At 64.0% G+C, this 22,543-nt stretch carries 28 protein-coding genes and 1 riboswitch; of the genes, 15 read left to right on the forward strand and 13 right to left on the reverse strand.

What is annotated here, in order from left to right; all coding sequences use genetic code 11:
* Positions 1–17: 17 nt before the first annotated feature.
* Together IAG25_RS17620 and IAG25_RS17625 are read right to left on the reverse strand one after the other, a co-directional pair.
* Positions 18–896, reverse strand: a complete 879-nt coding sequence (locus IAG25_RS17620) for an EamA family transporter (RefSeq protein ID WP_187605992.1) — start codon at positions 894–896, stop codon at positions 18–20.
* Between the two features lie 161 nt (positions 897–1,057).
* Positions 1,058–1,312 (reverse strand): hypothetical protein, encoded by a 255-nt coding sequence (locus tag IAG25_RS17625; protein WP_187605993.1) that lies wholly within the window; start codon positions 1,310–1,312, stop codon positions 1,058–1,060.
* 176 nt (positions 1,313–1,488) lie between these two features.
* On the opposite strand from IAG25_RS17625, the gene IAG25_RS17630 reads away from it, so the two are divergent.
* Both IAG25_RS17630 and trxA read left to right on the forward strand, forming a co-directional pair.
* Entirely contained in the window at positions 1,489–2,388 is a 900-nt protein-coding gene (locus tag IAG25_RS17630; RefSeq protein WP_187605994.1) for a pirin family protein, read from the forward strand.
* 78 nt (positions 2,389–2,466) lie between these two features.
* Positions 2,467–3,315 (forward strand): thioredoxin, encoded by an 849-nt coding sequence (gene trxA, locus IAG25_RS17635; protein ID WP_187605995.1) that lies wholly within the window; start codon positions 2,467–2,469, stop codon positions 3,313–3,315.
* Positions 3,316–3,366: 51 nt separating this feature from the next.
* Here trxA and IAG25_RS17640 read toward each other — a convergent pair whose 3' ends face one another.
* Positions 3,367–4,212: a tRNA threonylcarbamoyladenosine dehydratase gene (locus IAG25_RS17640; protein ID WP_187605996.1), complete on the reverse strand. Its 846-nt coding sequence runs from the start codon at positions 4,210–4,212 to the stop codon at positions 3,367–3,369.
* 281 nt (positions 4,213–4,493) lie between these two features.
* Between IAG25_RS17640 and pdxH the strand changes: the two genes are divergently transcribed.
* The 3 genes from pdxH (at position 4,494) to IAG25_RS17655 (ending at position 7,529) form a co-directional block, all read left to right on the forward strand.
* Positions 4,494–5,135: a pyridoxamine 5'-phosphate oxidase gene (gene pdxH / locus IAG25_RS17645; RefSeq protein ID WP_187605997.1), complete on the forward strand. Its 642-nt coding sequence runs from the start codon at positions 4,494–4,496 to the stop codon at positions 5,133–5,135.
* A gap of 100 nt (positions 5,136–5,235) precedes the next feature.
* Positions 5,236–6,450 (forward strand): SAM-dependent methyltransferase, encoded by a 1,215-nt coding sequence (locus tag IAG25_RS17650; RefSeq protein WP_187605998.1) that lies wholly within the window; start codon positions 5,236–5,238, stop codon positions 6,448–6,450.
* Between the two features lie 17 nt (positions 6,451–6,467).
* Positions 6,468–7,529 (forward strand): DUF72 domain-containing protein, encoded by a 1,062-nt coding sequence (locus IAG25_RS17655; protein WP_309243945.1) that lies wholly within the window; start codon positions 6,468–6,470, stop codon positions 7,527–7,529.
* Between the two features lie 7 nt (positions 7,530–7,536).
* Here the strand turns inward: IAG25_RS17655 and msrA are convergent, their stop codons facing one another.
* The gene (gene msrA / locus IAG25_RS17660; RefSeq protein ID WP_187605999.1) at positions 7,537–8,097 is read right to left on the reverse strand and encodes a peptide-methionine (S)-S-oxide reductase MsrA; all 561 of its coding nucleotides are present in this window, start codon (positions 8,095–8,097) and stop codon (positions 7,537–7,539) included.
* Positions 8,098–8,421: 324 nt separating this feature from the next.
* Between msrA and IAG25_RS17665 the strand changes: the two genes are divergently transcribed.
* Complete coding sequence (locus IAG25_RS17665) at positions 8,422–8,934, forward strand: flavin reductase family protein (RefSeq protein ID WP_187606000.1); 513 nt, start codon at positions 8,422–8,424, stop codon at positions 8,932–8,934.
* Positions 8,935–8,938: 4 nt separating this feature from the next.
* On the opposite strand, the gene IAG25_RS17670 is transcribed toward IAG25_RS17665, so the two are convergent.
* Complete coding sequence (locus IAG25_RS17670; protein WP_035500753.1) at positions 8,939–9,442, reverse strand: Lrp/AsnC family transcriptional regulator; 504 nt, start codon at positions 9,440–9,442, stop codon at positions 8,939–8,941.
* Between the two features lie 133 nt (positions 9,443–9,575).
* On the opposite strand from IAG25_RS17670, the gene kynB reads away from it, so the two are divergent.
* From kynB to kynA, 3 genes are read left to right on the forward strand one after another with little or no spacing between them, the layout of a single operon-like run.
* Positions 9,576–10,202 (forward strand): arylformamidase, encoded by a 627-nt coding sequence (gene kynB, locus IAG25_RS17675; RefSeq protein WP_187606001.1) that lies wholly within the window; start codon positions 9,576–9,578, stop codon positions 10,200–10,202.
* Positions 10,203–10,228: 26 nt separating this feature from the next.
* The gene (gene kynU / locus IAG25_RS17680) at positions 10,229–11,479 is read left to right on the forward strand and encodes a kynureninase (RefSeq protein ID WP_187606002.1); all 1,251 of its coding nucleotides are present in this window, start codon (positions 10,229–10,231) and stop codon (positions 11,477–11,479) included.
* 13 nt (positions 11,480–11,492) lie between these two features.
* Positions 11,493–12,368 (forward strand): tryptophan 2,3-dioxygenase, encoded by an 876-nt coding sequence (gene kynA, locus IAG25_RS17685; RefSeq protein WP_187606003.1) that lies wholly within the window; start codon positions 11,493–11,495, stop codon positions 12,366–12,368.
* A gap of 4 nt (positions 12,369–12,372) precedes the next feature.
* Here the strand turns inward: kynA and IAG25_RS17690 are convergent, their stop codons facing one another.
* Positions 12,373–13,173: an IclR family transcriptional regulator gene (locus IAG25_RS17690; protein WP_187606004.1), complete on the reverse strand. Its 801-nt coding sequence runs from the start codon at positions 13,171–13,173 to the stop codon at positions 12,373–12,375.
* Between the two features lie 147 nt (positions 13,174–13,320).
* Here IAG25_RS17690 and IAG25_RS17695 point away from each other — a divergent pair, with 147 nt between their 5' ends.
* The 4 genes from IAG25_RS17695 to IAG25_RS17710 all read left to right on the forward strand — a co-directional run bounded on the left by IAG25_RS17695 (position 13,321) and on the right by IAG25_RS17710 (position 16,151).
* Complete coding sequence (locus IAG25_RS17695; protein WP_035500746.1) at positions 13,321–14,511, forward strand: acyl-CoA dehydrogenase; 1,191 nt, start codon at positions 13,321–13,323, stop codon at positions 14,509–14,511.
* Positions 14,512–14,767: 256 nt separating this feature from the next.
* Entirely contained in the window at positions 14,768–15,070 is a 303-nt protein-coding gene (locus IAG25_RS17700) for a DUF883 family protein (protein WP_035500744.1), read from the forward strand.
* Positions 15,071–15,251: 181 nt separating this feature from the next.
* On the forward strand, positions 15,252–15,632 hold the full coding sequence (locus IAG25_RS17705; protein WP_187606005.1) for a phage holin family protein: 381 nt from the start codon (positions 15,252–15,254) through the stop codon (positions 15,630–15,632).
* Positions 15,633–15,653: 21 nt separating this feature from the next.
* On the forward strand, positions 15,654–16,151 hold the full coding sequence (locus IAG25_RS17710; protein WP_187606006.1) for a DUF3318 domain-containing protein: 498 nt from the start codon (positions 15,654–15,656) through the stop codon (positions 16,149–16,151).
* A gap of 8 nt (positions 16,152–16,159) precedes the next feature.
* Here IAG25_RS17710 and IAG25_RS17715 read toward each other — a convergent pair whose 3' ends face one another.
* The 7 genes from IAG25_RS17715 to glyA form a co-directional block, all read right to left on the reverse strand.
* Positions 16,160–16,612 carry a type IV pilin protein gene (locus IAG25_RS17715; RefSeq protein WP_187606007.1) on the reverse strand — a complete coding sequence of 151 codons (453 nt, stop codon included), beginning with the start codon at positions 16,610–16,612 and terminating at the stop codon, positions 16,160–16,162.
* Between the two features lie 9 nt (positions 16,613–16,621).
* Positions 16,622–17,107 carry a pilus assembly PilX family protein gene (locus tag IAG25_RS17720; protein ID WP_187606008.1) on the reverse strand — a complete coding sequence of 162 codons (486 nt, stop codon included), beginning with the start codon at positions 17,105–17,107 and terminating at the stop codon, positions 16,622–16,624.
* Positions 17,104–17,892, reverse strand: a complete 789-nt coding sequence (locus IAG25_RS17725) for a PilW family protein (protein ID WP_187606009.1) — start codon at positions 17,890–17,892, stop codon at positions 17,104–17,106. Before IAG25_RS17725 ends, IAG25_RS17720 begins: the two co-directional genes overlap by 4 nt.
* The gene (locus IAG25_RS17730; protein WP_187606010.1) at positions 17,889–18,272 is read right to left on the reverse strand and encodes a type IV pilus modification PilV family protein; all 384 of its coding nucleotides are present in this window, start codon (positions 18,270–18,272) and stop codon (positions 17,889–17,891) included. The genes IAG25_RS17725 and IAG25_RS17730 overlap by 4 nt, the downstream gene beginning before the upstream one ends.
* The gene (locus IAG25_RS17735) at positions 18,269–18,817 is read right to left on the reverse strand and encodes a GspH/FimT family pseudopilin (RefSeq protein ID WP_187606011.1); all 549 of its coding nucleotides are present in this window, start codon (positions 18,815–18,817) and stop codon (positions 18,269–18,271) included. The genes IAG25_RS17730 and IAG25_RS17735 overlap by 4 nt, the downstream gene beginning before the upstream one ends.
* Before the next feature lie 159 nt (positions 18,818–18,976).
* A complete protein-coding gene (nrdR, locus tag IAG25_RS17740; RefSeq protein WP_035500727.1) occupies positions 18,977–19,459 on the reverse strand; it encodes a transcriptional regulator NrdR in 483 nt (160 codons plus the stop codon).
* 18 nt (positions 19,460–19,477) lie between these two features.
* Entirely contained in the window at positions 19,478–20,725 is a 1,248-nt protein-coding gene (glyA, locus tag IAG25_RS17745; RefSeq protein ID WP_187606012.1) for a serine hydroxymethyltransferase, read from the reverse strand.
* 166 nt (positions 20,726–20,891) lie between these two features.
* Positions 20,892–20,990: riboswitch (ZMP/ZTP riboswitch) on the reverse strand.
* Positions 20,991–21,184: 194 nt separating this feature from the next.
* Here glyA and ydfG point away from each other — a divergent pair.
* Together ydfG and ybgC are read left to right on the forward strand one after the other, a co-directional pair.
* Positions 21,185–21,931 (forward strand): bifunctional NADP-dependent 3-hydroxy acid dehydrogenase/3-hydroxypropionate dehydrogenase YdfG, encoded by a 747-nt coding sequence (ydfG, locus tag IAG25_RS17750; RefSeq protein WP_187606013.1) that lies wholly within the window; start codon positions 21,185–21,187, stop codon positions 21,929–21,931.
* 127 nt (positions 21,932–22,058) lie between these two features.
* Positions 22,059–22,520 carry a tol-pal system-associated acyl-CoA thioesterase gene (ybgC, locus tag IAG25_RS17755; protein ID WP_187606014.1) on the forward strand — a complete coding sequence of 154 codons (462 nt, stop codon included), beginning with the start codon at positions 22,059–22,061 and terminating at the stop codon, positions 22,518–22,520.
* Positions 22,521–22,543 lie beyond the last annotated feature (23 nt).

Genomic DNA, 22,543 nt, shown 5'->3' on the forward strand with positions numbered 1-22,543 from the left:
ACGCGTGCCGTGCTCGTTCAGCGCGCCGGCAGGATGCGCTGAACGAGCCGCGCGCCGAACACGTTCACCGCGAGTCCCGCCATCACGAGCGCCGCGCCGACCACCTGCGCAACGCTCAACCCCTCGCCGAGAAACACCGCCGCCGACGCGAGTCCGATCACCGGGACGAGCAGCGAAAATGGCGCGACGCTTCCCGCCGGATAGCGCGCGAGCAACTTCCCCCACAGGCTGTAACCGACGATCGTCGCGATGAACGCGAGGTAGAGAATCGCGAACACGGACACGAGCGGGATCGACGCGAGACTCGCTTCGATGCGCGCCGGCCCTTCGAAGATCAGCGAGAGCGCGAGGAACGGCAGCGGCGGAATCAGGCTGCCCCACACGACGAGCGAAAGCAGATCGACCTTGCCCATGCGCTTCGTCACGACATTGCCGAGCGCCCACATTGCGGCGGCGGCGAGCGTGAAGAGAAAACCGGCGAGGGTCATCGCGTGGCCGCCGCGCATGCCGATCAGCGCGAGCCCTGCCGCCGCGATCACGAGTCCGGCGATATTCGCCGCGCGGATACGCTCGCCGAGAAATATCGACGCGAAGATGAGCGTGAAAAACGCCTGCGCCTGCAAGACGAGCGACGCGAGCCCGGCCGGCATCCCCACGTACATGCCGTAGAAGAGCAGCGCGAATTGCCCGAGCGAAATGGTGAGGCTGTAAGCGAACAGCCAGCGCAGCGGGATTTGCGGGCGCTTGACGAAGACCACCGGTAAGGCGGCGAACGCGAAGCGCAGTGCGCCGAGCAGCATCGGCGGGACACCGTGCAATCCGAGTTTGATGACGACGAAATTGACGCCCCACGCGACAATGACCACCGATGCGATCAGCAAATCCTTTGGCGACATCGCCCTTCCCCTCGTGTCATGTGCATGTTGGCGAGTCGTAAAGTGTAGCGGAGCGCGCGGCGGCAGGCTTGTTGGATGCCGCGCGACATGACGAAGGACGCAAAAAAGCGCCCGCGCCGGTATCGGCGCGAGCGCTTTCTTCGGCGTGCCGGAACGGGCGCTTACTTGCTCTGGCCGCTGTCCGTCGCGGAGTTGTTGCCGGTTTCCGCGGCCGGTGTCTTCTTGGTCCCTGCTTTCGCCGACTGCTTGTGCATCTTGTGCTTTTTCTGCGTCATGGGAGCCGCCGAATTATCGGTGGCATCGTTGCCCATCGCGCCCGACGAATTGCCCGACGACGTCTGCGCGAATGCGCCCGTCGCGGTGGTAGCGGCGACGAGACCCGCGGTAATGGCGATCAACAGCTTGTTCCTGTTCATGGCGAAGCTCCTATCGAGGTTGCGAAAGTTGCGTGAAGCCGCACGCGGACTGATGAGCGCGGCGAAGTAAAAAACGAGAGCCTCGGCGGCACGCCTGCGCCGCTCGGAATCGGCCGGTAAAATCGACGATGACACTCGCGCCATTCCGGCGCGCGATCGTTCCATCGGAATCCGCCATGCCATCGCCGCTCCGTGCATTGCTCAAGCCTCACGAACACGACGTCGGCGGCCTCATGGTGCGTCGCGTGCTGCCCGCGCTCGCGGCGCGCACCGTCGGACCCTTCATTTTTTTCGACCACATTGGTCCCGCAACGCTCGTGCCCGGCAAGGGTCTCGACGTGCGCCCGCATCCGCATATCGGACTGGCGACGGTCACGTACCTCTTCGACGGCGCGATCATGCATCGCGACAGCGTCGGCTCGGTGCAGAAGATCGTGCCCGGCGACGTGAACTGGATGACCGCGGGCCGTGGCATCGTTCATTCCGAACGCACGCCCGATGAAGAACGCGCGTCCGGCCAGACGATGCACGGCATCCAGACCTGGGTCGCGATGCCGGCGGCGAGCGAAGACATCGAGCCTGCGTTCGAGCATCACGCCGCGTCAGCGCTGCCGCAGATCGAGCGCGATGGCGTCACGCTGCGCGTGATCGCGGGCACGGCGTTCGGCGCGAAGGCGCCCACGCGCACGTTCTCGCCGACGCTCTATGTCGCCGCGCAGTTCGCGGCCGGCAGCGCGATCACGCTCGACACGGAGCACGAGGAACGCGGCGTCTATCTCGTGAGCGGCGATCTGTCGATCGACGGCGAAGCGCTGCCCGAACAGCAGATGGCCGTGCTCACGCCGGGCGCGGACGTGAAGCTGCACAGCACGAACGGCGCGGTCGCGATGCTGCTCGGCGGCGCGCCGCTCGACGGCACGCGCTTCATCGAATGGAATTTCGTGTCGAGCTCGCGCGAGAAGATCGACGCTGCAAAAATCGCATGGAGCGAGCAGCGCATGGGCCACGTGCCCGGCGAGACCGAATTCATTCCGCTGCCGCCACAGCGCCGCGAAAATCGCGCGCCCGAGGCATGACGCGTGCGTGCGCGCTTGAGAGTCACGCGGATCGTCCCCACCTGTTTGGGATAGACCGCAAGCATTAGGAGAAAACGCATGGATACGACCCTCGCCACCTTTGAGCACGACGTCATCAACGCGTCGATGCTCGCGCCCGTGCTCGTGGATTTCTGGGCGCCCTGGTGCGGCCCGTGCAAGACGCTCGGGCCGATGCTGGAGAAGCTCGAAGCCGAAGCCGCGGGAAAGTGGAAGCTCGTCAAGGTGAACGTCGATGAGAATCAGGAGCTGGCCGCGCATTTTCAGGTGCGCAGCATTCCACACGTGGTCGCATTCGCGGATGGCCGCCCGGTCGATCAGTTCATCGGCGTGCTGACGGAAGGCCAGTTGCGCGAGTTTCTCGACCGGCTCGTGCCTGATGGCGCCGACGCCGAGCGCCACGCCGCGCAGAGCGCATGGGCCGCGGGCAATCGCAAGCAAGCGATCGACACGATCAAGGCCGCGCTCGCGCTCGATCCCGGTTACGACGACGCGCGTCTCGACCTGATCGAATGGCTGATCGCGGAGCGCCGCATCGATGAGGCGAAGGAAGAGGACAAGCTGCTGTCGCCGAAGACGACGCAAGGCATCGATGCACGCTACAACGCGCTGAAGACCGAGCTCGACGCCGCCGATGCGGCCGCGGATCTGCCGCCCGCCGACGCGCTCATCGACGCGGTCAACGCGAACCCCGACGATCTCGACGCGCGCTTCGCGCTCGCCAACCGCCTGATCGCGGGCCGCGATTACGGGGGAGCGCTGGAGCATCTGCTCGCGATCGTCGTGCGCGATCGCGCCTTCATGGACGATGTCGGCCGCAAGACGATGCTTTCCGTGTTCGAGCTTGCCGCGAATCAGCCCGATCTCGTGTCGCAATGGCGGCGCAAGCTGAGCGCGGCGATCAACTGATCGTCTGCTTCAATTGAAGACGGCCGGCTTTCGAAGCTGGCCGTTTTCGTTTCAGGCCGCGCGCTTCGCCAGATTGCGCAGCACGAACGCGGCGGCCGCGAAGCCGAAGCTCGCCGTCACGCACACGCTCGATCCGAATCCCGCGCAATTGAGGCCGACCGGCCCGACGTAGCCTGCGCCCGTTTCGAGATGCTCCGCGCCTTCGCTGATATCGCACGCGGGTGCTTCGGGATAGATCAGCGGTTCGTCGGAATAGACCGCGCTCACCTTGAAACGCGCCTTCGGCCCGCGCGGAAAGCCGTGCATCTTGCGCAACTGGCCGCGCACTTTCGACAACAACGGGTCCTGAATCGTGAGCGCGAGATCGTCGATGCGAATGCGCGTCGGGTCCAGTTGTCCGCCCGCGCCGCCGACGGTGATGAGCGCCTGCTTGCGCGCCACGCACCACGCGATGAGCGCGGTTTTCGTGCGCACGCTGTCGATCGCATCGACCACGTAATCGAAGCCGCCGCCGAGCGTCGCATCGAAATTGCCGGGCTCGACGAAGTCCTCGATCTGCCGCACGTCGCAGGCCGGATCGATCATTTTGATGCGCTCGGCCATCGCCGTGACTTTCGCCTTGCCGTAGTTGCCGTCGAGCGCGTGAATCTGCCGGTTGGTGTTGCTTTCGGCGACATTGTCGAGATCGATCAGCGTCAGCTTGCCGACAGCACTGCGCGCGAGCGCCTCGGCCACCCAAGAGCCCACGCCGCCGATGCCGATCACCGCGACATGCGCCCTTTCGAACGCGGCGAGCGCGGGTGCGCCGTAGAGGCGCGCGATGCCGCCGAAGCGTCGGTCGCGGTCGGCGGCGTCTTCGGCGGACGGCGTTACAGCAGTTTCGGATGAAGCGTTCATGGCGTGCGTGGATGAAACCGGGTACGTTGAAAGCAAACTAAAAGCCGGAAAAATGCAGCGCCGTTGTGCGGCGTCAATCAACGCTTACAGGCGGCTGTCGAGTGTGCAAAGTTGGGTGGTCGATCATGCAAAATGCGGGCGAATTGCGTATTCTGCCTTATCGAAACCCTGGACGTGATAGCTGCAAGCGCCGCACCGCCGGCACGCAACAGGTCCATGGGTAATCAGGGCAAGATCGTTTCACCTTGGCTATACTGACCCGACTGTAGCGCTTGCATAAAATGACCACTCTCGCAGACCTTCGCAAAAACTATTCGCGCGATTCGCTCGACGCGACCGACGTCGATCCGAATCCGGTGAGCCAGTTCCAGACGTGGTTCGCCCAGGCACTCGATGCGAAGCTGCCCGAACCGAATGCCATGACGCTTGCGACCGTCGATTCGCAAGGCCGTCCGTCTGCCCGCATCGTGCTCATCAAGGGCGTCGATGAACGTGGCTTCGTTTTTTTTACCAATTACGATAGCCGCAAGGGCCGCGAACTCGCCGCGAATCCGGCGGCGAGCCTGCTGTTCCACTGGATCGAACTCGAGCGCCAGGTGCGCATCGAGGGCCGCGTCGAAAAGACGAGCGATCAGGAAAGCGATGCGTATTACACGTCGCGTCCGCTCGGCTCGCGCTTCGGCGCATGGGCATCGGACCAGAGTCAGCCGCTCGAAAGCCGCGAGGCACTGGAAGCGCGCGAACGCGAGATGATCGCCAGATATGGCGACGCGCCGCCGCGCCCGCCGCACTGGGGCGGTTATCGCCTCGTGCCCGACAGCATCGAATTCTGGCAGGGACGTCCGTCTCGGCTGCATGACCGCATCGTCTATACGCGTGATGACGCGGGCGCACCGTGGCGAATCATGAGACTCGCGCCGTAAGGCAAAAGAGCGCGAGCACAGGAAGCAACCGAGATCGCAACGGCAACGAACATGAAGGCACGAGCCTTCCCTTGATTTTCTTTAGCGCGGAGAAACAAGCATGTTCTGGGAGAAAAAGCTGACGCAGTGGGTTGAGGAAGTGCGCGACCGGGCCAATCTGCCCGCGCGGCTCGTGCTGTGGGATGGCCAGCAGCACGATTTCGGCCAGTTCGCCGCGCCTCAGGTGACGCTGCATGTGAAGAGCGCGACTGCGCTGCCCTATCTGCTCGAACCGAGTCTCGACAATCTCGGCGAAGCCTATGTGAAGGGCAAGATCGACATCGAGGGAAAGCTGTCCGACATCATCAACATCGGCTATTCGCTCGCGAAAAGCACGGTCACGAGCGCAAGCAAGCTCGCGCGCGTACGGCGCTACTTCAATCACTCGAAGACGTCGGACAAGAAAGCCATTCAGTACCACTACGATGTGTCGAACGAGTTCTATCAGCTCTGGCTCGACAAGAACATGGTCTACTCCTGCGCGTACTTCGAGAATGGCGACGAAGACATCGACACCGCGCAGATCAAGAAAATCGATCACATCCTGACGAAGATTCAGGTTCAGCCGGGGCATCGTCTGCTCGATATCGGCTGCGGCTGGGGCGCGCTCGTGATCCGCGCGGCGCAGAAGTTCGGCGCGCAATGCGTGGGCGTCACGCTCTCCGAGAACCAGTTCAGGCTCGCGACCGAGCGCGTCAGGGCGGCGGGACTCGAAGACCGGATCGAGATTCGCCTGCAGGATTACCGCGACATTCCGGGGCAATTCGATCGCATCACAAGCGTCGGCATGTTCGAGCATGTCGGGCGCAAGAACCTGCCGGGCTACTTCGCGAGAATCCGCGAACTGCTCGTCGATGACGGCATCGCGATGAATCACGGCATCACGTCGTCGGATGCCGACAGCGGCGAGACTTCGCTCGGCGGCGGCGAGTTCATCGACAAATACGTGTTCCCTGACGGTGAGCTGCCGCACATCAGCCTCGCGCTCGAATGCATGCAGCGCGGCGGGCTGGAAGCGCTCGACGTCGAAAGTCTGCGGCGCCATTACGCACGTACGCTCGACATCTGGGCTGACAGGTTCGAGGAGCACGCGGAGAAAGCAAAGACGCTCGTCGACGATGAGCACTTCCGCATCTGGCGCGTGTATCTCGCGGGCTGCGCGTATGCGTTCGAAAACGACGACGTGTCGATCTATCAGGTGATCTGCCGCAAGGCGGGGCGCAGCGCGACCACGCTGCCCTGGTCGCGCCGATATATCTACGAGAAGGCGCTCTGAACCACGAGCCATTACACATCGAAACGGGCGAGCCGGAAGATCAGTTCGATCTTTTCGGCGCGCCCGCAGTCGCTTCGGCGGAGCCTGTAAAGGCTCCGAAGCAAGCGAAACCGCGCGGCGTCCTGCCCGCGCCTGTGCAGCCCGAACTCGAATCGATCGCTAAGCGTCTGCCCGACGCGATTTACCTCGGCACATCGACATGGTCGTTTCCGGGCTGGCGCGGCATCGTCTATGGCGACGAGTATTCGAACACGAAGCTTTCCCGCGACGGCCTCACCGCCTACAGCGTGCATCCGCTCCTGAAAAGCGTGTCGATCGACCGCTCGTTTTATGCGCCGCTGTCGCTGGCCGAGTACGCACGCTACGCATCGCAGGTGCCGGAGCATTTTCGCTTCATCGTCAAGGCGCCCGCCTCCGTCACCGATGCCTTCATCCGCGGCGAACGCGGCACGCCCGACGCGGAGAACCCCGCGTTTCTGAACGCGCGGATCGCCATCGATGAATTCGTGACGCCGTGCATCAGCGGGCTTGGCGCGAAAGCGGGCGCGCTCGTGTTCCAGTTCTCGCCGCTGCCCGATGCGATGATTGTCGATCCGGCGAGCTTCATCGAACGGCTCTCGGCGTTTCTGCAAGCGCTGCCGCCGCTCGAAGGCGAGTCGTGCTATGCGGTCGAAATCCGCGACGCGGTCATGCTGACGCCGCGCTTCATCCGCGCGCTGCGCGAGGCGAACGTACGCTATTGCATCGGCGTGCATGCGCGCATGCCGGATGTGCGCCGTCAGGCGAAGGCGCTCGCGTTGCTGGACGAAGAAAAAATGGGACCGCTCATCGTGCGCTGGAGTCTGCACAGCGGCTTTCGCTATGAACAGGCGAAGGCGAAATACGAGCCGTTCGACAGAATCGTCGATGAAGACCGCGACACGCGCGAGGCGCTCGCCGAACTGGCGGCCCGCTATGCGATCGCGGGCCAGCCGGTGGTGATCGCGGCGAACAACAAGGCCGAAGGCTCGGCGCCGCTCACGTGCTTCGAGCTCGCGCGCGGCATCGCGGAGGAATGCGAGCGCGCGCGGAGCGACTAGAAGCGCATCACGCCTTCAGCCGATGCGCGAACTTCTTGCGAAACTTCGCGACTTTCGGTCCGACGACCGCCGCGCAATAGCCCTGATTCGGATGCTGCGCGAAGTAGTTCTGGTGATACGCCTCGGCAGGATAATAGTCGTCGGCGAGCGGCACGACCTGCGTGACGATCTTGCCGCCGAAGACATCCTCGCGCTGCAGTTCGTCGATCACTTCGAGCGCGATCTTGCGTTGCTCGTCCGAATGCGTGAACACGGCCGAGCGATACTGCGTGCCGACATCGTTGCCCTGCCGGTTGAGCTGGGTCGGATCGTGCGTCGCGAAGAAGATTTCGAGCACTTCGCGGTAGCTGATAACCGACGGATCGAACACCACCTTCACGACTTCCGCGTGACCGGTTTCGCCGTCACAGACCTGCTCGTACGACGGATTCACCACCTTGCCGCCCGCATAGCCCGATTCGACCGACTCCACGCCCTGCACCGCGAGAAACACGGCTTCGGTGCACCAGAAACATCCGCCGCCGAGCGTCGCGGTTTCAAGTCTCGCTTGTTGGCTAGTTTGGGTCATAAGGCGCAACTCCTCATCAAGTGCATGCGGCCATGCCGCGGATCATGCATATGGATGCATCCGGCCGATTCTTCAACCTTCCGGATACGATGAGTCGAGCTTACTGGGTTTGGCCGCAGGGCGCAGAATGCCCCCTCGCCGCAGAAAACTTGCTGCTGGAATACGGTCATTTGGCGGCCGGCGACTGCCGATTCCGATAGAATCGAGACAAATCTCCAGCTTTTACATGACTTCTGAAAAGGTTCTTCCGACTGAAGCGCGACGCGCGGCCGGCTCGGCAGCACACGACACACTCGACCGCCCATTTGCCTGCTCATCTGCCAAATGACACGCGCCAAAAGCCCTAATTTCGACCCGACCGCGTTTCGCGCCGCGCTCGGCCAGTTCGCGACCGGCGTCACGGTCATCACGACGCGCACCGAGTCAGGCCAGTTGATCGGCATCACCGCGAGCTCGTTCAACTCGGTATCGCTCAATCCGCCGCTCGTGCTGTGGAGCCTCGCGACAAAATCGGCGTCGATGCCGGTATTCCGCGCGAACAGCCACTACGTTGTGAACGTGCTCGCGTCGTCGCAACTCGACCTGTGCCGGCGTTTCGCCACGGTCAAGGGTGACCGCTTCGCGGGCGTCTCGCACGCCGCCGGCGACACCGGCATGCCGGTGCTCGACGGCGCGCTCGCGTGGTTCGAATGCCACAACCGCAGCCGCTACGACGAAGGCGATCACGTGATTTTCGTCGGCGAAGTGGAGCGATGCGGCGTGCGCGAAGACGCGACGCAAACCGCGCCGCTCGTCTTCCACGCGGGCGGCTTCCACACGCTGGGAACGCTGGAATAAACGCTCAGGGCGTGTGCGGGCGTCCCGGCTGCTCGATCAGCGCGACCGGCACGCCCGCGTCGTCTTTCATCGTTTGAAGCACGATGTTCGAGCGGATGTCGATCACGCCGGGCGCCTTGTAGAGCTTCGACAGAATGAAGTCGGAGTAATGCTTGAGGTTGTGCGCGAGCACGCGCAGCACGTAATGCGTGTCGCCGGTGACGACGAACGCGCCGACCACTTCCGGCCATTCGCGCACGGCTGCCGCGAACTTCTCGTGCCAGTTTTCCTGGTCGTTGCGCATCGAGACGTGGACGAACGCCTCCAGTTCGATGCCGAGCCGCTCGCGGTCGAGGCACGCGCGATAGCTCGCGATCACCCCTTCCTCTTCCAGCAGCCGCATTCGGCGCAAGCACGCTGACGGCGAGAGCGAAATGCGCTCCGCCAGGTCCAGGTTACTGATCCGTCCATCTTCCTGCAGTACCGCCAGAATTCGGCAATCTGTTGCATCGAGCGTGAAGCCGGTCATTTTTGAGTCCCCTAGCCCGTTTCATCGAATTATGTTCTAAGCGCGCCACTTTTGGGTGGTTATTTCGCAAGCACGTTTCGAGATAACGCGACTATGATTTGACGCATCTTCACAAATTCTGCTAGGGCGCGTCATGACGCTTCTGGACATTTCTCCGCCGATCGACACCGCCACGCCCGTCTGGCCGGGCGACACGCCGGTCGGCATCGAGCGCGTGTGGCGCATGGAGGCGGGCTCGCCCGTCAATGTCGCACGACTCACGCTCTCGCCGCACACCGGCGCGCACGCCGACGCGCCGCTTCACTACGACGAGCACGGCAAGCCGATCGGCGCAGTCGCGCTCGATACGTACATCGGCGAGTGCCGCGTTCTGCACTGCATCGGTGCTTCGCCGCTCGTCATACCCGAGCACGTCGCCGCGCATCTCGACGGCATTCCGCCGCGCGTGCTGCTTCGCACGTATGCGAACGCGCCGCTCGACGCGTGGGACAGCGCCTTCGCCGCCGTCGCGCCGGAAACCATCGACTTGCTGGCCGAAAAAGGCGTGAAGCTCGTCGGCATCGACACGCCCTCGCTCGATCCGCAAGACTCGAAGACGATGGATGCGCACAAGCGCATCCGCGCTCACGGCATGGCGATCCTCGAAGGCCTCGTGCTCGATGTCGTCGCGCCCGGCGATTACGAACTGATCGCGCTGCCGCTCAAATTCTCGACGCTCGATGCGAGTCCGGTTCGGGCCGTCCTGCGTCCGCTTTCCTGATGATCTTCAAATATATGGACTTTTCGATGAAACATCGTGACGAAGCAGCGGCGCTCGACCGCGACGATCCGCTCGCCGGCCTGCGCGACCAGTTCGCCTTGGTCGACGGCGTGATCTATCTCGACGGCAATTCGCTCGGCGTGCCGCCCAAAGCGTCCGCCGCGCGCGCCGCCGACGTGATCGCCGCCGAATGGGGCGAAGGCCTGATCCGTAGCTGGAACACGGCCGGCTGGTTCGCGCTGCCCAAACGCCTCGGCAACAAGCTTGGCCCGCTGATCGGCGCGGGCGAAGACGAAGTGGTCGTGACGGACACGATTTCCGCGAATCTCTTCAAGATTCTGTCGGCCGCGCTCAAGCTCGCGAACGAACGCGATCCGAAGCGGCGCGTGATCGTCTCCGAACGTTCGAACTTTCCGACCGATCTGTACATCGCGCAGGGTTTGATCGAGCAGCTCGATCGCGGTTACGAGCTGCGTCTCGTCGACGATCCCGCGGAATTGCCCGCCGCCATCGACGAAAACACCGCGATCGCGATGATCACGCACGTCAACTACCGCACCGGCTACATGCACGACATGGCCGCGCTCACGCAGACCATCCATCGCGCGGGCGCTCTCGCCGTCTGGGATCTGGCGCATTCGGCGGGCGCGGTGCCGGTCGATCTGAACGGCGTCGGCGCGGACTACGCGGTGGGTTGCACGTACAAGTATCTGAACGGCGGACCGGGCTCGCCCGCGTTCGTGTGGGTGCCGAAGCGTCACCAGAACGCGTTCTCGCAGCCGCTCTCCGGCTGGTGGGGGCACAAGAAGCCGTTCGAGATGAACCCGGTGTATCGCCCGGACGACGGCATCGGCCGCTTTCTTTGCGGCACGCAGCCGATCGTGTCGATGTCGCTTGTCGAATGCGGGCTCGACGTGTTCCTGCAAACCGACATGCAGGCGCTGCGCCGCAAGTCGCTCGCGTTGAGCGATCTGTTCATCAGACTGGTCGAGGAACGCTGCGGCGAATTCCCGCTCTCGCTCGCGACGCCGCGCGAACATGCGCAACGCGGCTCGCAGGCGAGCTTCGAGCATCCGAACGGCTATGAGGTGATGCAGGCGCTGATCGCGCGCGGCGTGATCGGCGATTATCGCGAGCCGCGCATTCTGCGCTTCGGCTTCACGCCGCTCTACACGCGCTTCGTCGATGTGTGGGACGCCGTCGAAGTCCTGCGCGACGTGCTCGCGACCGAAAGCTGGCGCGCGCCCGAGTTCGCCGAGCGCGCATCGGTGACCTGAGAGGAACGTCGATATGAGCAATACACAAGGCTGCCCTTTCGGACATGGCGCACCGGCCGCAACGCAGGAAAAAGGCTGGCACGACGCCAAGCTCGATTTCTCCGATTCGATGAGCTATGGCGACTACCTCGGCCTCGATTCGATTCTCAACGCGCAGCATCCGCTCTCGCCGGATCACAACGAGATGCTGTTCATCGTGCAGCATCAGACGAGCGAGTTGTGGATGAAGCTCGCGCTCTACGAGTTGCGCGCGGCACTGGCGGCCGTGCATCGCGACGAACTGCCGCCCGCGTTCAAGATGCTCGCGCGCGTGTCGCGCATCTTCGAGCAACTGGTGCAGGCGTGGAACGTCCTCGCGACGATGACGCCCTCCGAATACACCGCGATGCGCCCGTATCTCGGGCAGTCGTCGGGATTTCAGTCGCATCAGTATCGGCAGATCGAGTTCATGCTCGGCAACAAGAATGCACAGATGCTCAAGCCGCATGAGCATCGCCCGGAAATTCTCGAACAGGTGCGCGAGACGCTCGAAGCGCCCTCCTTCTACGACGAAGTGATCCGCCTGCTCGCCCGGCGCGGCTTCGAGATCGATCCGGCGCGGCTGAATCGCGACTGGTCGCAGCCGACGACGCACGATCCGTCCGTCGAGGCGGCGTGGCTCGCGGTGTATCGCGATCCGTCGCATCACTGGGACTTGTACGAGATGGCCGAAGAGCTCGTCGATCTGGAAGACGCGTTCCGGCAATGGCGCTTCCGGCATGTGACGACGGTAGAGCGCATCATCGGCTTCAAGGGCGGCACGGGCGGCACGGCGGGCGCGTCTTACCTGCGCAAGATGCTCGATGTCGTGCTGTTTCCGGAGCTTTGGCACGTCCGCACGGTGCTTTGACGCCTCAGGCGAGACGCGCGGCCAGCGCCTTCAGCCTCGGGCCGATCGTCTCGCGAAAATACGCCTCGTCCATCGACGACGCCGGCCCGCTGCTCGACAGCACGAGCCAGCGTCCGTTGCGCAGATCGCGAAACGGCGCGGCGATGGCGTTGACGTCGTCGTGCCAGTCGCGGAACGAATAGCAGCAGCCGTCGCGCGCGAAATCCTCGATCGCGCGGCGGGCGGCATCGACCTTCGCCTCGCCTTCGTTTTTCCCGAGTTCGTCGAACAGCGCCTCGCGCGCCGCCGGTTCCTGCACGGCGAGATACGCGCGGCCCATCGAACTCGTGAGCATCGACAGGCGCGAGCCGGGCGCAAGCCCGAGCGTCAGCGCCGTCTCGCTGCGGATGGTTTCGAGATAGATCATGTCGAGCCCGTCGCGGCAGCCGAGCGATACCGCCGCGCCGATCTCCCGCGCGAGCGCGCGCATGTGCGGGCGGGCGAGTTCGAGCGTGTCGGCGCCCGCGAGCAACGTGAATCCGAGCGACAGCACGCCCGTGTCGAGCGCGTATTTGCCCGCGGGTTCGTCGAAGCGCAGATAGCCGAGCGTCGTCAGCGTGTAGGCAAGACGGTTCACGGTCGCCTTCGGCAAACCGGTGCGATCGACGAAATCGCGATTGCCCAACAGTGACTCGCCCGGACGGAACGCGCGCAGCAAATCGAGCCCGCGCGCGAGTGCGACGACGAACTTGCGCTCGTCGATCTCCTCGGACGATAAATGGCGCGATGAAATCGACGCTGAATTTCGGTTGGAATCGGCTGGCATCGAGTGATAAACTCCAAACTGGATTTGCAAAACATTGTTTCGCTTAGCGGAACTCATGTCAAGCGCCCCGCGCGCCGGCGGAACGGACAGACCTGCATGGATCCCGACACGCTCCCGGCGCTTTTCGATGAAATCAGGAGATAGCACATGGCCGACGCCGCCCGATTCAACTGGGAAGACCCGCTCTTGCTGGATCAGCAACTGACCGAAGACGAACGCATGGTGCGCGACGCCGCGCGCGCTTACGCGCAGGACAAGCTACAGCCGCGCGTGATGCAGGCGTTTCGCGAGGAAAAGACCGATCCGGCGATCTTCCGTGAAATGGGCGAACTGGGTCTGCTCGGACCGACGATCCCCGAGCAATACGGCGGTCCGGGCCTAAATTACGTGTGCTACGGCCTGATCGCACGCGAAGTCGAACGCGTGGATTCGGGTTATCGCTCGATGATGTCGGTGCAATCGTCGCTCGTGATGGTGCCGATCAACACCTTCGGCAGCGAGGCGCAGAAGGAAAAATATCTGCCGAAGCTCGCGCGCGGCGAATGGATCGGCTGCTTCGGCCTCACCGAGCCGAACGCGGGTTCCGATCCGGCCAGCATGACGACGCGCGCGAAGAAAGTGCAGAACGGCTTTTCGCTGTCCGGCACGAAGATGTGGATTTCGAACTCGCCGATCGCGGACGTGTTCGTCGTCTGGGCGAAGCTGGAGGAAGACGGCCGCGACGAGATTCGCGGTTTCATCCTCGAGAAAGGCTGGAAGGGTCTGTCGGCGCCGGCGATTCACGGCAAGGTCGGCTTGCGCGCGTCGATCACCGGCGAAATCGTGATGGACGAAGTGTTCGTCCCCGAAGAGAACATCCTGCCGGACGTGCGCGGGCTCAAAGGTCCGTTCACCTGCCTGAACTCGGCGCGTTACGGTATTTCGTGGGGCGCGCTCGGCGCGGCCGAAGCGTGCTGGCACACGGCGCGGCAATACACGCTGGATCGCAAACAGTTCGGCCGGCCGCTCGCGGCGAACCAGTTGATCCAGAAGAAACTCGCCGACATGCAGACGGAAATCACGCTCGGCCTGCAAGGCGTGCTGCGCCTCGGCCGAATGAAGGACGAAGGCACGGCGGCTGTCGAGATCACGTCGATCATGAAGCGTAATTCGTGCGGCAAGGCGCTCGATATCGCCCGGCTCGCGCGCGACATGCTCGGCGGCAACGGCATCTCCGATGAATTCGGCGTCGCGCGTCACCTCGTGAATCTCGAAGTGGTCAATACGTACGAAGGCACGCACGATATACACGCGCTGATTCTCGGCCGCGCACAGACGGGCATTCAGGCGTTTTTCTGAACGAACGTAGTTCACGATCGGGGAGGGCCGGCGCGGTTGCGTCGGCCCTCTTGCTTTTCGTCGTTTGTAACTTTCGATTCGCGCCTGAAACTTTTACGGGTCAGATCGTATCCATTCCAGACGATGTCCATGCATCGTCGAGGCGCGAGCGACTGGAACGGAACCTGCGTAAATCCACGCGGCAGGATGCACGCCTCCTCGTCAGCGATCCCATCTTTGGTTACGATGCCCGTAGCCTTACCGATTGGAGCCTTTTATGTCAGAAATCAACAAGGAGCGATTCATGTCGGATATCAAATCTGTACTCGCTGACGCCGAAGATCTCTTGAAGCAAGCGGCTACCGCCACCGGTGAACGCGCTTCCGAATTGCGCGAGACAGCCCTTACCCGCCTGAAGCAAGCGAAGGAAAAAGCCGCGGACGCACAGGTTGTCGTGATCGAACGAGGCAAGAAAGCCGCGCGCGCCACCGACGATTACGTGCACGAGCATCCGTGGGCGTCCATTGGCATTGCGGCGGGACTCGGCATGGTGATCGGGCTTCTGATCAACCGCAAATAAAGCCGTCTTGCCGGGTCAATGGCCCGCGGATTGCTAACCCGCTTCTTGTCGCGGTCCCCGCTGGACTGAACCGCGAGCGCCCTGCCCGGGCGCGCGGCTCGACACTCGCACCGGCCGGCCGCTTCACGCGCCGACCGGACCCACAAAAAAGCGGCACCAACGCGCTCCTCGCATTCAAGCCATGACGACCGATCGGCCCACGCAGCAATCGTCCCCCGGACCGCTGCGACGAATTCTGAGCTCCGCCTTCGCCATCTTCGAGACGCGCCTTGAACTCATCGGCATCGAGCTTCAGGAGGAAAAGGAGCGGCTCATCGGCGTGCTTTTCCTCGGACTCGCCGCCATGATGCTCGCGATGATGGCGCTCATCTCGCTGACGGTGCTGATCGCCATCTTCTTCTGGGACACGTATCGCTGGCAGGCGCTCGGCGGCATCACCCTTCTGTATGCGCTGATTGCAATCGCATGCGGTCTGCGCGCGCGCAGCAATCTGCTGGATGCGCCGAACATGTTCGACGACACGCTCGCCGAATTCCGCAAAGACCGCGACACGTTCCGCTGATCTCCGCGCCCGACATAAGCCATGAGCCAAAACGACGACACCTTCAGATCGCCCAAGCGCGACAAGATGCAGAAACTGCGCACGCCGCACATGCGCGCGCTGCGCAAGGAACTGCTGATCGCCCGTGCGGATGTCGAGCGCATGGAGATGCGGCAAGCCACGCTTGACCTTCGCGCGTCGGTCACGCACTTCAGTTTCCTGCGCTTTCTGATGCCGGGCGGCGGCGCGCGCCGGTGGGGCAAACGCCGTGCGTCTCCGGGCGGTATCGGCGGCATCATCAGTTCGCTGCTCGGCTCGGGCAATATCGGCGTGCTGCTCAAGCAGTATCCGATCGTCGGCTCGGTCGCCTCGCTCGTGCTCACCAAGCCGGTGCGAACGAAGCTGCTGCGCAGCGCGAAGCCCGTGCTCAAATGGGGCGGCCTCGCGCTCGCCGGCTGGGAAGGCTGGCGCATTTATCAGCAGATGAAGACCGCCACGCCCGACGCGCCTAGTGACGCGGCCGATCCAACCGTGTTCTGACATCGGCATCAGCCCTTTCCCGCCCAGCACGCCGCCGACTGCGCTGCATCGAGCGGATCGGTCGTGCCCGGCGCGTGATTCCAGCGTAGTCCGGTGGCGTCGATGACGAAGGCGCCGCAGCCGTCCTCGTACATCGGGCCCGCCGCGATAGGCACGGCTTCGATCGCGTAGCCGCCGTTCGTAGGCGATTCCGGCAGCACGGCGACGCGATACACCGGCGCGCCATTCGAAGGCGCCTGATCTAGTCCTGCGCTCAGCGTGATGGCATCGACACTCTCCGATGTCTGCGCGAGCCGCGCCGTTTCGACGAACTGAACGGCCCGCGTCAACGCCGACGCGGCATCGACGCGATGCGCCTTCGCCACATGAGTCCGATACGCGGGAACGGCGAAAGTCGCGATGATCGCCGCGACGGCCAACGCGATCATCAATTCAAGCAGGCTGAAGCCTTTCTCTTTCATGTCGATCCTTCAAAACGGCCGGCCGACGACGCGCCGCCAGTGACTTGTGCTGGTGCCGTCCGCAACCTCGATCCGAAGCTGTAGCCAGGCTTCGGAATCGGGCGTCGCGCCGAAACCGCGCGCGGTGATCAGATAGGACGTGGCCGTCCATGCTTCGATCAGGCACTGCGGCGCGCGGCGCGCGTACGGCCATGAGGCGAACGGCGCGATCGCGGCGGCGGAAGGTCCTTCGAACGATGTCTTCATGCGCCATCGCGATGGTTCGTCGTTCGGCGAGGGACTCGTCGCGGGCAACGCGAGCGCCAGCATCCGGCTGCATCGGGTGAGCGCGCTGTCCGCTGCATGGAAGGCCTGCACGCGCTCGCGCGTCGCGACGGCCGCGCGTGTCGCCACAAGCGACGCCTGGAGCCAGGCGCTTGCGGTGACCAGCATCATCGCGGCGAGAATCAGGACGATCGGCAACGTGGCGCCGCTTGAACGTGAACGGCGTTTCACGGCGCGTCTCCGGATGCATTCGCCGGCGCATTGCGAATCGCGACGCGCCGCCAGAATGTCTGGCGCGCGCGGCCGTCGTCGGCGAAAGCGGGCGCGCCGGTGCAATCGACGTAATTCGTTCTGCGCTTCGTCTGCGTGGCGAAACCGCGAACGAGCACGCAAATGTCGGCGGCGTAGGCATCGCGCCAGCGCTCGCGCGCGACCGCCGACGCGTCCAGCGCCGATGGCGAGCCCGTCAGCCAATACGTCACCCGAAGCCGCTCGATTCCTTCGACGACGGGTTGCGCCTGCCTGCCGCCGCCCTCGCAGTAAAGCTCGGGTTCGCCGGACGAACTGCTGGCCTTCGCGTAGAAGCGGTTCGTGACGAAAGCATCGGCGACGGTCTGGCCGATGCAATCCGTCGGCACGCCGCCGCTCGACGCCCACGTGGACACGACGTCGGCGGAATAGCGGATCTGCACGCCGTCCGAATGGCTCGCAAGCGCTTCGCACGAGGCAGCCGTGTCCGCGCCGACGACGCGGCCTTGCGCGCAACCGAAGATCGGTGCGTCGGCGTTGGGGCCAAGGTTCGATGCAAATCCCGCCATCTGAATCTGCTGGCCGAGCATGTCGAGCGCGATCGATCCGGCGTCGTGGATGCGCGCGGCGTCAGTGGCGCGCTCGAACGCGACGCGCTGCGCCCGATAAAGCGCCAGCGATGCGCTCACGATCACAATGCCGAGCGCGAGCGCGATCGTCATCTCCAGCAGCGTATGGCCGCGCGATCCGAAGATGCGTGGAGTCATCGCGCGAACGCCACCGAAATGCACGACGTGAGCGGCCTGGCGAGCGGTTCGGGACACGGATCGGACCGGTCGTCGGCGCGCCAGCTTACCGTGGCGATGCGCACGCCGTCGGCGCGATCGAACACGGCTACGTCGCCTGCCGGCAGCATCGACGACGCCCTCGCCTGCCATTGCGGCACGATAGCCGCGCGGTCCGCATCGCCGCGCACGCCCTCCGCGACCGAATCCGCGATGAGCGCCGCGCGTTCCCGCAGCAGCGCCGCACGCTCGCCGCGCGCCAGTGCGCTCTGCACCGCGACCAGCCCGAGCGCGGTCACGGCCGTGAGCGCAAGCGCGATCATCACTTCGATCAGCGAGTCGCCAAATTCCGCGCGCTTCATGCCGACGCTCCGCAACCGCCCGGCGTCATGCGCGCCCGGCCGCCTGCCGCGAGCCGTATGCATCGGCGCGACGCGGAATTCGCGGCGGAATCGGCGCCGCGTGGGGCGAAATCGAAGCTGCGGAATCCGCCGATCACCTGCCCGGCGGGCGGCGTGAAAGACAGTTCGGTCGATGTCGCGGCGATTGCCACCGACGTCATCGCCGGCTGCATGCGCAGAAGCGTCGAAACGCCGTCGCGATCGACGAACACGCCCCATCCGCACGACCAGTCCGTGACGCCGGCCTCGCAGCTTCGCCCCGCCGCGAGGCAATGACGCGACGCGTCGATCCGGCATAGCGTGACGCGCGCGCCGCGCCTGACCGATTCGGCACGCGCAAGCGAAAGCGTGGAAAAAAGCGAGCGCGCCCGCGCATCGACCTGATCGCGCACCTGCCACGCGACGAACGACGGCGCGGCGAACATCGCGAGGATCGCCATCACGGCGAGCACCACGCACAGTTCGACGAGCGTGAAACCTTGGTTTGAAGCGTTGAACATCTGCATTCCTCATCGATCTGATCGGGCCGAAAGACGCAATCTAGCGAGAAGGAATGCGCGCCGCCATTAGCCGAATGGCCGAGTGTTCACGCGATCCGATGCCCGGCACACTGCGCGAGCGAAGTGCAGGAATTCAGGCTTGGGAGAGAAACGATGCGGAAAGGATCAGCGCTTGCGCGAAGTCGATTTCTTCGGCGCGGCACGCCGGAATTCATCGAGCACGTCTTCGAATTCGGAGACGTCTTCGAAACGCTTGTAGACGGAGGCGAAACGCACGTAGGCGATGGTATCGAGCTGTCGCAACTCGTTCATCACGAGTTCGCCGAGACGTTCGCTCTGCACTTCGCGCTCGCCGCTGCCGAGCAACTGATACTCGATGCGGGACGCGGCGGCGTCGATCGCGTCGGCTGCGACCGGGCGCTTTCTCAGCGCAAGCTGCATGCTCGCGACGATCTTGCGACGGTCGAACTCGGTGCGGCTGCCGTCCTTCTTGACGACGGACGGCAGCGCCAGTTCGACACGCTCATACGTTGTGAAGCGCTTGTCGCACGAGGGACAGCGCCTGCGCCGCCGAATGGCCGCGCCATCCTCCGACACGCGAGAATCCACGACCTGGGTATCTTCGTGTCGGCAGAATGGGCAGCGCATCGGCGTTGGGCTCGCGAATTAACGGTAGACCGGGAAACGCTTGGTCAGATCGGCCACTTGCGCGCGCACGCGCTCGATGGTCGCCTGGTCTTCCGGATTGTCGAGCACGTCGGCGATCAGGTTGCCCACGGTCTCCGCTTCCTTCACGCCGAAGCCGCGCGTGGTCATCGCCGGCGAGCCGAGTCGCACGCCGCTCGTGACGAACGGCTTTTCCGGATCGTTCGGAATGGCGTTCTTGTTGACCGTGATGTGCGCGGCACCGAGTGCGGCTTCGGCGGCCTTGCCGGTGATCTTCTTGGCGCGCAAATCGACGAGCATCACGTGGCTTTCCGTGCGGCCCGACACGATGCGCAGGCCGCGTTTCACCAGCGTTTCGGCCAGCACGCGCGCGTTGTCGATCACCGCTTGCTGATACGTCTTGAACTCCGGCGACAACGCTTCCTTGAACGCGACAGCCTTCGCAGCGATCACGTGCATCAGCGGCCCGCCCTGAATGCCCGGGAAAATTGCCGAATTGATCTGCTTCTCGAACTCGGCCTTCATCAGGATCACGCCGCCGCGTGGGCCGCGCAGGCTCTTGTGCGTGGTCGTGGTGACGAAGTCCGCGTGCGGCACCGGGTTCGGATACACCCCCGCCGCGACGAGACCCGCGTAGTGCGCCATGTCGACCATGAAGTAAGCGCCGACGCTCTTCGCGATCTTCGAAAGACGCTCGAAGTCGATCTTCAGCGCAAACGCCGACGCGCCCGCGACGATCAGCTTCGGCTTGTGTTCCTTGGCGAGCGCTTCGGTCTTTTCGTAGTCGATGTCTTCGGCTTCGTTCAGTCCGTAGCTCACCACGTTGAACCACTTGCCCGACATGTTGACCGGCGAGCCGTGCGTCAGGTGACCGCCCTCGGCGAGGCTCATGCCCATGATCGTGTCGCCCGGCTTGAGCACGGCGAAGAACACGCCCTGATTGGCTTGCGAGCCGGAGTTCGGCTGCACGTTCGCGGCTTCGGCGCCGAAGAGCTGCTTCACGCGGTCGATCGCGAGTTGCTCGACGATGTCGACATATTCGCAGCCGCCGTAATAGCGCTTGCCCGGATAACCTTCGGCGTACTTGTTCGTGAGTTGCGAGCCCTGCGCGGCCATCACGGCCGGGCTCGTGTAGTTTTCCGACGCGATCAGCTCGATGTGATCTTCCTGGCGGCGGTTTTCCTGCTCGATCGCCTTGAGCAATTCGGGATCGACATTGGCGAGGGTACTTTCGGCTCTGTCAAACATACGTTTTCCGTGAGTTCAAAACAGGTTGACCGGATCGCGCGTGCGCCACGTTTGATGCAGACGCAAAAGACGCTGGAAACCGATGGAGTCCAGGCGCGACGGATAGAGGATGAATCCGGTTTCGCGGAACGGACAGCCACCGGCAACGCAACGACGGCGTGCGGATCTCAGCTGCCCAGGCGAACGGCAAAACGACGCTCCGCGCTTCCTGGTGGGTCGCTCCACCTTGAATCCGAAGATTCTATCGCCAGTCACGCGGGGTTTGAGCGTTGTAGTTTAATGGGCGGGCAGGCTTTAGGCAACCGGCTTCCGGCGCGATCGGGCACGTCTGGAACCGCGCTTAAAGCACGATCGTTCGCGCTCGCGATTGCTTGCCGCGCCGCATCAATGGAAGTACCCTTTGCGCCGTCGCCGGATGCGCTCCGGCTTTACTCATTTCACCCCGTTCGGAGTCCGCTCATGATCGTTTTCGTCACCGGCGCGTCGGCCGGATTCGGCGCCGCCATCGCCCGCACTTTCGTGAAGGGCGGCCATCGCGTAATCGCTGCCGCGCGTCGCAAGGAGCGCCTGGTCGCGCTGTCGAACGAGCTCGGCGACGCGCTCCTGCCGGTCGAGCTCGACGTGCGCGACGAAGACGCGGTGCGCAACGCCATCGCGTCGCTGCCCGAGGCGTTCGCCCAGATCGACGTGCTCGTGAACAACGCCGGCCTCGCGCTCGGTCTCGAACCCGCGCAGCGCGCGAACCTCGACGACTGGAAAGGCATGATCGAGACGAACTGCACGGGACTCGTGACCGTCACGCACGCGATCCTCCCCGGCATGATCGAGCGCAATCGCGGACATGTGTTCAATATGGGATCGGTGGCCGGCACGTATCCGTATATCGGCGGGAACGTGTACGGCGCGACCAAGGCGTTCGTGCGGCAGTTCAGCCTGAACCTGCGTTCCGACGTCGCCGGCACCGCCCTGCGCGTGACCGATATCGAACCGGGGCTCGTGGGCGGCACCGAATTTTCGAACGTGCGCTTCAAGGGCGACGACACCAAGGCGGCGACCGTATACAAGGACGTGCAGGCGCTGACGCCCGAAGATATCGCCGATGCGATCTACTGGATCGCCACGCGTCCGGCGCACGTGAATATCAATGCAATCGAGATGATGCCGGTCGCGCAGACCTTCGCACCGTTGCAAATTCACCGCGGCTGATTCGGGTATATGCCCAAGGTTTTGGCAGTCGTGCTTCCGGTTCCGGTAAAATGCCGCCGATGAATATTTGTCAAAAAGCGAGCCGGAGCGGGCCGATCAGCCTCCGCGCGAGCGGAGCGGCGCAAAGGTGAGTGATTCGTTGACTTTCGATTGGCCGGTTCGGGTGTACTACGAGGACACCGACGCCGGCGGCATCGTCTTCTACGCGAACTACCTGAAGTTCTTCGAACGGGCGCGCACCGAATGGCTGCGCGCGTGCGGCATCGACCAGCAGCGTCTCGCAGAGTCGAACGGCATCGTGTTCGTCGTGCGACGCACGTCCGTCGAATACGCGTCGCCGGCGCGTCTGGATGACGTCATTCGCGTCGTGAGCCGCATCGAGCGGCTCGGGCGTGCATCGGTGGATTTTCATCAGGAAGCGTGGCGCGACGGCGTGCTGCTCGCGAGCGGCGACATTCGCGTCGCTTCGGTGGATCGCGCGTCGATTCGTCCGGCTGCCATTCCCGACGGCGTGCTCGACGGGTTGAAGCGCGGCCCAAACGCCGCGCCCGTCACCGCGTCATGCGGCACGAATCCGGATCGGGCCTGAACGATGAACGCATCGCACCCCGA

The organism is Caballeronia sp. EK (assembly GCF_014384845.1).
Classification (GTDB): domain Bacteria; phylum Pseudomonadota; class Gammaproteobacteria; order Burkholderiales; family Burkholderiaceae; genus Caballeronia; species Caballeronia jiangsuensis.